This is a genomic window from Erwinia typographi, from assembly GCF_000773975.1.
GTDB classification, from domain to species: Bacteria; Pseudomonadota; Gammaproteobacteria; order Enterobacterales; family Enterobacteriaceae; genus Erwinia; species Erwinia typographi.
In genome coordinates, this window is record NZ_JRUQ01000072.1 from 1 (window position 1) to 8,879 (window position 8,879).

Sequence of the window (8,879 nt, forward strand, 5' to 3'; positions counted from 1 at the left end):
GGTTAGTGGAGGTCCGCTGCCGCCGCCGGAATGAACAGGGCAGTAACAACGCACGCGATAATATGTACTGGCAGGCGCTGCGGGGACGCCTGAAGACCAGGCCCTCATCTTACGCTGGCGTAACACTTATGGGGGTGACCGTTGAGACCGGCGGTAAGCTGGCCGCGCAGTCAGATCGTCGGGTAAATGTCGTCGCAACCCGCCAGTATGACACCGGGACCGCAAGGACTATTTCCGGGGCGTTACTCCATGTGGGTAATTCTTTGGGGCTGGATATGGACGAAGCCGCCATTGCGGAACTTGAAAGTGCCCACTGGACACCTGAAGGAGACTACTTCGATTATTCAGCAGATTCATCCTCTTCAAACTCCATGTCGGCACTCGATATGCTTCAGAAAATCACGAACGCCGGGAAAAGCTATTTCCTGTTAAGTGATGGTCTGGCATCCGTGGGGCGGGAAGGAGTGAAAACATGGACCGGAATTATCAGCCCGCAGGAAACGACAGATTATCTGGAAACAGCTTTTGCGGCGCCGTCAGACGATGATTACGATGGCGTGGATGTTACCTACATCAACGGGAGCACCTGGGCGGAGGAAACAGTCCAGTGCCGTCTGCCGGGGAATCCCACGCCGTCGAAGATCGAAGATTATACGCTGGACGGGGTTCATGATCAGGATAAGGCCTATCAGACAGGCATGCGGCGCCTGATGAAATATCAGCAGCAACGGCTGACGTTTACGGCAATCACGGAGCTGGATGCGCTCTGCTATAACGTTGGCGATCGCGTGATTCTGACTGACGATATACCCGGAAACAAAACTGTTTCATGTCTGATCATGGCAATGAGTACTGCTGGTGGAGTGACGACATTCACCGTCAGTGAGGCGCCCGACTGGTCGTTTGCTAACCCCCGCGCGGTGCTGAGATACCAGGATGGCACAGCATCACCTCTGCTGACGGCAACTCAGGCTGGAGACTTTCAGTTATCCGTTCCCTGGCAAAGTGCATTTGATGACATTGTGCTGGGTGATGCAGCTATAGAGCCACCGCGGCTGATTTTCTGTGACTCTTCGCGGGTGGGGTACGATGCATTAATTTCTGAAATAGAACCGCAGTCAGACGGGACATGCCAGGTAACGGCTAACGAGTACCGGGACAGTTTTTACGATTACGATAATGCCGTTTATCCCGGCGATACCGACAACACCTCTTCCACCTGAAAAATTCAGACCCGCTCCGGCGGGTTTTCTCTTTTATGAGGCCCGTATGACCACCTACAATACCAGGAACCCGCTGGGGTCGTCTGCTGCAAAAGATTTGTATGATAACGCTCAAAACCTGGATCACTTCGTCAACGATCTGGACAGCACTGAATGGGCTGACCGGTTTGGCGTGATGCGCCGTACCTGGCATGGAATGGAAACCGAGTTTGAAGACCAGATGGCGGATCAGGAGTCCCGGTTCGTTAACCAGCTGGATTCACAGGAGGACCGTTTTTACACCGTCATCAGCCAGTCCGGCTATGACGTTATTGGTGATTATGAATCCGGCATTCTGACGATCACCGAGTATAACCAGCTTGTCCGTTACAACAATGAACTGTGGAAGCTGACAGCGGCGACCAGCCTTCCCTATACCACTCAGGGAACAACCAGTGAAACCTGGGATTCTCTGGACGGCCAGCATTTTGTTAATGTTGCGGATGCGGCTCTGCGCCAGGAGCTGACTGATTCCGACGGCTACAAGCTCGTTGGCCAGTGCAATGACTATGCCGCCCTGCGGGAAATAGTACCTGAGAAGGCCGGTCAGAGGATGCTGTTGCGGGAATACACCTTCGGCACTGGTTACGGTGGCGGGGAGTTTGTTTCTGTCTCTGGTAGCGGATCAGACGACGGCGGCGCTAACTGTGTCGTCAATGATTCGTGGTACTGGAAACGAACGGACGATCCCGATCAGCTTGACGTAACGCATTTTGGCGCGGTACCTGGCACGTCAGATTCTCATGACGCCGTACTGAGAATGTACAACTGGGCACAAAGTAACTACCCATCTGTAGGCGTCCAGTTTCCGCCAGGGGCGTTTCTGGTATCCCCAATTGATGACTCAGCCACTTCCCGCAGCTACGTACGGTTTGTGGGGGCAGGGCGACAGGCCCGGTTTGGCTATTTCAGCACAACGACCATTACCTCAGATAAAAGCACCTCTCCGGTCCTGAAGGTGAAGTCGCGGCGTGTTGAGGTGGGCGGGATAATCTTCAACGGCCAGAATACAACCACGGCGCAAAGCAATACTCAGGGCTTTTTCCAGAACATTATGACGCAGGGGCAATATACCCATATTTATAACATGGTTATGAATTATTCTGGCGGCGTCGGATTTGCTGTGGTTGATACCATTGATACTTTATTTGCCGATATCTATTCAAATTACTGTTGGGACTCAGTGATTAAGGCGACATATTCCAGCGAAAACAGCTGGGACCACAGTACCGCAATAAAACTTACCGAGCACAACCATCAGTATTATCAGGGTACAAATGCATTGCTGGATTTACAACGATGCACACAGTCACTGATGAATAACGTATGGATTGAGCATGCCTATAACGGCGCGCCAATGAATATTAATAACGGTCAGTGGCAATGGGACGCAGTCAGCATTGAAGACTGTCATGTCGCCATCAACGCGCAGGATTCCCGGCTAACAAGAAACTCTGACAACTTCCAGGGGCAAAGCTCCATTGATACCACAGACTCTGGAAGCCCGTGGTTATCTGTATGGGAGGCAGGGCAAATCCAGATCCAGCCTCATGGTATGAGGATACAGGGCCAGATGTCTGTTGACCTGTTGACCAGCCGGCAGTTGATAAATAACGAAGGTGGCAGCAGCACCTGGTATAAGCTTGGACGCGCTTACATTGGTCTGACGAATCAGGAAGTTTCTGTTGAGGTGCTTGGGGTGCGGGGCTTCACATCTCTGGAAACCTCTTTGCTGACCATTGATGGCGGCAGAGACGCGCATGGTAAGGCGACGCTCCGCATCCAGCGAATTTCCTCCGGTTCGTTTAAAACGACGATGGATTTTGAAGGGTCATCCTGTGCGCTGACATTCCAGTGCGTTGTCTCGGCATCGTACGTCACTGTTTATGTGCAAATTGCGGAATATACGCGAAATGCTTCTGTGTTCGTTAAAACGAATGGGCCTGACAGGTTTTCAAGCGGAACTTCAGCTAAATGGTGGCCTGATGTTGCCTCGCAGACTGCGGCGCCGGGAGGGACCACGCCACAGGCCCGCGTTTCTGTCCATAACCGGCTGGCTGGCGTTGGCGCTAACGAGGACGGGAATGTGGTCGTGAAGACCAACGCAACGGCTGTAACAGCTCTGGATGGTTACTCGGTGGCGGGGATGATGAGCATCGTTGTTAACGGCACGCGACGCTGGATACCTTACTACAACTCCAACTCATAAGGCGTTATATGGCAGACTACAAAAGCACCCTGTCGACCGACAGCGTGACGATGACGGATGATAACGTTGTTGAGCAGATTGCCTCGTTCCGTACCGGATCGAGGTTTTTTGCCAACAGCATGAATGACGGGTACATCGCCTATTTCCAGAAGGGCGACGATATGCCGGATGGTATTGATACTGATGCAATAACCACCGAGGCCGGTACAGACATCAATTCAGAGGTAACAACGACAGACCAGGCGTTGCTGTTCTGTAAATGGCTGTCACTGTTTATTGATGCGCTGCCGGACGATGAGTCGATCCGTTTCGGGCCATTTTTCAGGATGTGCGATTTCAGGGATTACTACGCAACAGCCACTGCAACAGAAGCTTCGAGCTGATCACCAGCCCGGTTCGCCGGGCTCCTTCCAAACTAAATTTTCCCATCTCTCAACCGCATAGAATTTTCCTTCGCCCCGCACCTTGATCGATCATGTTAATCAATACTACTGTATGCATAACCAGTAATGTTGAGTATTAAAAATGGCACGTATTGACGATATTCATAACGCGTTTAACGACAGCATCAAAGTTGAACCATCCGGCCGCCGGACTGTGGCCACGACTGACTTTGTGCGCGAGCTTCACCGACATAACCATGACTTTAGCCTGCGCGAGGCAAACATCTGGATAGAGCACTACCAGTGTTGCTTCAGGGATATCACTCCGCATGAGGGGGAGGCCCGGATCTTCTATTTGATGAACATGGGCTATGTGAGGTAATAGTTATGGGATTTCCTTCACCTGCTCAGGATTACATTGAAGACCGCATATCGCTTGACAGGCTTTGCATACTCCGGCCCAGCGCAACCTACTTCATGAAAGCCGGTATCGCCGCACCACAATTTGGCATTATGAAAGACGCGCTGCTGGTGGTCGATCGTGCGAGAACGCCGGTAGATGGATCACTGGTTGTGGCTGGCATTGAAGGGGAGAACCGACTTTGTATGCTGAAATTGCACCCGCTTCCGTGCCTGATGAATCTGGAAACAATGCGACCATTACTCCGACTGGACACAGATTACATGGACGTCGAAGCAACGGTGATATTCGGCGTTGTCACGTTCTCTGTTAACGATACGAGCTGTTTCGAGTTCGACGAAAGGCCATGCATATAAAAAATAGGTAAGGCGTTAAGTGACGGAATTAAAAAAAGAACTAAGAATATAATTTTTCAGTGGCAAGGCCGGGTAGTTCCCGGCCTAGGTGTCACTCATCCTTAACTAACCACATATCGGCTTCTTCGAACATCGATTCAATCACCGCATTGAGCTTCGCCTTGTCATTTTTGGAGCGATTTTAATTTTTCCTCCCACTCTTCGATAATCGCTCTCTTTTCACGTAAATAGTCATATCTATCATAGTGTTTGGTTGAAACACCTGGTTTCTTATGGTTCTGCAACCTGTCGCGCATTTCTGAGCTTATCCCCATGTCTCCAGCCAGCGTTTTAAATGTTCTTCGAACATCTCGCGGCGTGAATTTTTCGAATCCTGTTCTGTCACAAAACTTTCTGATTTGCTTGCTGTACTCAGCAGAGAGTAGATGCCCCTCTTTAGTTTTTGCTGGAAAGAGGAAGTCAGAGTCTGGACAACGGGATTCCCGCGAGTTCAAGATTTGAGTGGCGCTATCGCTAAGAGGGATCACATGGAAATCGCCATTTTTGGAAATGTGAGGTGGTACAGTCAGGATCCGGGCTTTTTTATCCCAATTATTCCGGGTATTAGTCATTATCTCCCATGGTCGTTGCCCGGCAGTATGGATGCAGAGCAGCAGTAATTCAGCGAAATCCCAGTTAATCTGCAACGCTGACGGGGATACAGATAGCAACTGAAGCAAATCTGAAAGCTCGGCCCATGAGAGGAAACGATCGAGAGCTTTATCTGCTCCTCGTTGGGCGGGAATAACGCTTACAGGATTACGATCCAGTCCGTAAATTGTTTTCTGGCTAATCTTGGCTGGGTCATTGTCAGCAAATAGCCCAAAGTTAAACACTGCATGAAGGTTTGCTCTAACCTTATTTGCGCCGGCGTTAGCCCCCCGTTCAATAAATTCAGCCAAAACGCGCTTAATCTGCTCTGGGGTAACGTCTTTTGCTGCCTGCTGTCCTTGAATATGATCGCTGGCCAGGACCTGTTTTAAGCGGCCATCTGTTTTATCATAAGAACGTTTTCCGCGTCTCTTCTGGTCAGTGATGTAGTCATCAAAAAGTTGTTTAAGCGTGGCATGCTCAACCACAGTTACGGTAAGTTGCTCTAAGTTGCTGGCCGCAGTGAGGGCTTTAGCGGTAGCATCAGCCAGGGAAAGAGCGGGATAATCCCCTAACGATAAAAAACGCCTTGATCCGTCTTTATGATATTTATAGACAAAAACTTTCCGGCCGGAAGGGTGGATTTTTAAACCTAGCCTACCTGTACCTCTGGTGGCAGATGCTTGCCAGACGTAGTACGATTGGTCTCTGGGTTTGATACCCTTTATCTTACTGTCAGTGAGAAGTACTCCAGCCATATAGGTGCCCTTGGGTGTCTTAACGGGTGTCTTAGGGATGAAATACTATGGTATGAGGTGAACCCAAACAACATATAAAAAACATTATAATTCATAAAGTTGAAATTAAGTGTAATGTTCGGGAATCAAACGAAACACCAAGTTTTCGCCCTTCTAAGCCGTAGGTCACAGGTTCGAATCCTGTAGGGCGTACCATTAGTATTCAATGAGTTACCCTCCTCCTCCTGTTTTCAAAATTTCCTTGTGGGCAGATTTGGGACAGAGGCGCTAAAAATCGCATCAATGTGACGCGCATGCTCGGTTAAATGGTTAGGTGCCAGATGAGCATAACGCTGTACCATCCCGCTTATTCCTCTTCTCTGTAACCTTAATCATCGCGATCCACTTCCAGTCATGCTCAACAGGGCCTTCATCAATGCCAGTTGCTTTGGTTGAGGTTGTTACCGATTCAGGTTTGTAGATCCCCATATCGATTCCTTAATCGACAGCAAGTTGGGATTACGTAGCCAGGTGAAATAATGGCAACAACTCAAAAGCAAGAACACATTAACTAAATTATCAGAGTATGTTAATAATGGTCTTAACTTACACATATTGGAATGGACAACTGTGATTGCATTGATAAATCAACACCGGTGGAAAGTATATCTTGTATGGATCACCGGTGGATTCATCGTCTGGTGTTACCTGGGCTATTTAGCCTGGCAGGACGATCTGGATGCGCCAGGTGCCATATATATTTACTTCGGATTGGTAATCTGGTTTTTTGTACATGTAATTCCTGTGTTTTTTTTGGCTATTGCTCTTATATTTTGGCGATGGAAAACAAGGGGAAAGAAGTAGAGGAAAAATGACTGTAAAATTGCCTTGGCATGTCACAAGCCATGAAATCTGAAATCAGTTATTTCTGCGCGCTGCAATCCGGTTTTCCATGCTGAATTGTCATCAACGCGCATCGTTCTAATTCATTAATTTAAATACATTGCTTTCCCGAATTTTGTATCTACGCATGTGACGGTTTCTTTCCCACAAGAAGAAAGCATGGATACTGCACTCTTGCCAATAAGATAGAGAGAACCGGCCTCAAGATTTTTATTTTTTAGCAGGTTGTTGATTTCAATCTGTTGCTCCGCAACTTTCTTGCCATCGAATCTTGTTAGGTAACCATAGTTTACCGGGAGGTTCTTCTTAACACCCCAATACAGTATTTCATTGTTTTTTCCTGCGAAGTCTGCTGGTGGTATCATTTCAATTTTACTGATTTTAGTGTATTCGATGTTTTCAGGAATGTCAGAATAATTTTTGGAGCTGGTTATGTTATTGATATGTTTGATATCAAGGTAATGCCTGTATCCACTCACATCAACAAATTGGATTAAAAGTGCAACAGCTAAAACAGGTATGGATTTAAATTTTGATACTTTATAGATAACGTAGAAAATTAAACTAAATAAAGCATAATAAACTATCCAGAAAAATCGACCATTAGCTCTGAAGACATCAAGTACTTTATGGACGATTCGTGGTATCCTTATATCAATAATTGTGTAACCAAGTATTGATACTGTATTTGATACACTGAAAACATAAATTAGTAATACAACGATTAAAACAAAAGCCTTGTACTTATCAATGGACGTATTGAATAACTCTCGATTAGAAAAGTATGCATAACATGCTATGAATGCTGAAATAATCGCCCCGAATCCGAAGTAATTAAATCCCTCTAAGTTTGTTAGTTGGTTGTTGTTAGGCTTTATCAAGTGAGACATGTAATCCTGACCAGGATTGAACATCGCCAGAAGATCCATCCTGAAAACGCCATAACCCCCAATACCCAGGCCGTTGCTCACTACGAAATAACCCGAAAACCACATGAAGAAAACAAGAAAAGCCAGAGCCACTAAAAGTTTAACTATCTGGCGAGCTAATTTATCTCCGGCATGCAGGCAGTAAGCCAGATAGCAGATATACACCGGGAATACCATAGCGAGAAGGTAAGCATGGACGAGTACTGATACGCACAATAGAGTAATCCATTTCGCATTGCTTGCTTGTGATATTAATAAATATAGCGATGCAACGAGGAGAAAGTGTGAGCACAAGGACAGATGGTTTTGAGTCCGGAATAACATTATTGGTGCAAATGAAAGGAGGGCACCGAACAATAATGAATAGGTTTTGTTATCTGTGAGTCTTAGCATGAGGCGGAAAGAAAAGTAAGACTGTAATGTGAAGCATATAAAAAGCCACAATCCAGCATACTGAAAATTAATATCAGTAAGCTTTGCAAATGGCTTCAATAACATTGCCACAAGCGGTATGGAGTCGGTATAAACAATGGAACTGCTTACTTCTGAGCCATAGTTATAGTTCATCCCAAAGGGCAATTGCAACAGAGGGGTTTCTTTAAATGTTAACCATCCCAGGAGATGCTGAGCAGGGTCTCCGGAAAGCATCCATCCGAGACTAAGAGGATTCAAGACTTCGGGCCCGACGAAGTACATAAATGATGCAGCGCCAATAAGCAATGATAATAGCTTCATTGCTTTATCGGTTTTTAAAATCTGAAAAGTCATTGTATTTCCTTGATTAATATTATTATTAATTTTTTTATTCTAACTCATAAGCAAATATTGTGAAAGTGAATGGTCACCTATCTGTTTGATGAGTGCGGGAGAGTACTTGAGATGAGCTATAGCATGCAGAGACAGCATCAAACACGCATTTGTCGAGGGCATCAGGATAGAACCAGTGGCAGGCACAGGGTTACTACGCCCGGCTTTGTGCGGGTGACTGGTCAGAAAACACCCCCCCTTAATTAACATCAAAAGAAAAAATGACCCTGTACACGATTCTG

8 protein-coding genes and 1 pseudogene are annotated in these 8,879 nt (G+C 46.9%); 5 read left to right on the plus strand and 4 right to left on the minus strand.

Features of this window, described 5'->3' with window-relative positions:
• The 5 genes from NG99_RS29745 to NG99_RS23245 all read left to right on the plus strand — a co-directional run.
• Window positions 1-1,223, plus strand: a 1,223-nt coding sequence (locus tag NG99_RS29745; RefSeq protein WP_034898312.1) for a host specificity factor TipJ family phage tail protein, incomplete at its 5' end; no start/stop codon positions are given.
• A gap of 46 nt (window positions 1,224-1,269) precedes the next feature.
• Window positions 1,270-3,471: a hypothetical protein gene (locus tag NG99_RS23230; protein ID WP_034898314.1), complete on the plus strand. Its 2,202-nt coding sequence runs from the start codon at window positions 1,270-1,272 to the stop codon at window positions 3,469-3,471.
• Window positions 3,472-3,479: 8 nt separating this feature from the next.
• Window positions 3,480-3,854, plus strand: a complete 375-nt coding sequence (locus NG99_RS23235; RefSeq protein ID WP_034898316.1) for a hypothetical protein — start codon at window positions 3,480-3,482, stop codon at window positions 3,852-3,854.
• Between the two features lie 142 nt (window positions 3,855-3,996).
• On the plus strand, window positions 3,997-4,236 hold the full coding sequence (locus tag NG99_RS23240) for a hypothetical protein (protein ID WP_034898318.1): 240 nt from the start codon (window positions 3,997-3,999) through the stop codon (window positions 4,234-4,236).
• Window positions 4,237-4,241: 5 nt separating this feature from the next.
• Entirely contained in the window at window positions 4,242-4,631 is a 390-nt protein-coding gene (locus tag NG99_RS23245) for a HumD family translesion DNA polymerase (protein ID WP_034898320.1), read from the plus strand.
• Window positions 4,632-4,722: 91 nt separating this feature from the next.
• Here the strand turns inward: NG99_RS23245 and NG99_RS30420 are convergent, their stop codons facing one another.
• The 4 genes and pseudogenes from NG99_RS30420 to NG99_RS23255 all read right to left on the minus strand — a co-directional run bounded on the left by NG99_RS30420 (window position 4,723) and on the right by NG99_RS23255 (window position 8,598).
• The gene (locus NG99_RS30420; protein WP_408606432.1) at window positions 4,723-4,776 is read right to left on the minus strand and encodes a hypothetical protein; all 54 of its coding nucleotides are present in this window, start codon (window positions 4,774-4,776) and stop codon (window positions 4,723-4,725) included.
• A 19-nt stretch (window positions 4,777-4,795) separates the two neighbouring features.
• Entirely contained in the window at window positions 4,796-6,019 is a 1,224-nt protein-coding gene (locus NG99_RS23250; protein WP_034898322.1) for a tyrosine-type recombinase/integrase, read from the minus strand.
• A gap of 230 nt (window positions 6,020-6,249) precedes the next feature.
• A pseudogene (locus tag NG99_RS30090) lies at window positions 6,250-6,360 on the minus strand (hypothetical protein); the annotation flags it as partial.
• 627 nt (window positions 6,361-6,987) lie between these two features.
• Entirely contained in the window at window positions 6,988-8,598 is a 1,611-nt protein-coding gene (locus tag NG99_RS23255) for a DUF6311 domain-containing protein (RefSeq protein ID WP_034898324.1), read from the minus strand.
• Window positions 8,599-8,879: the final 281 nt, after the last annotated feature.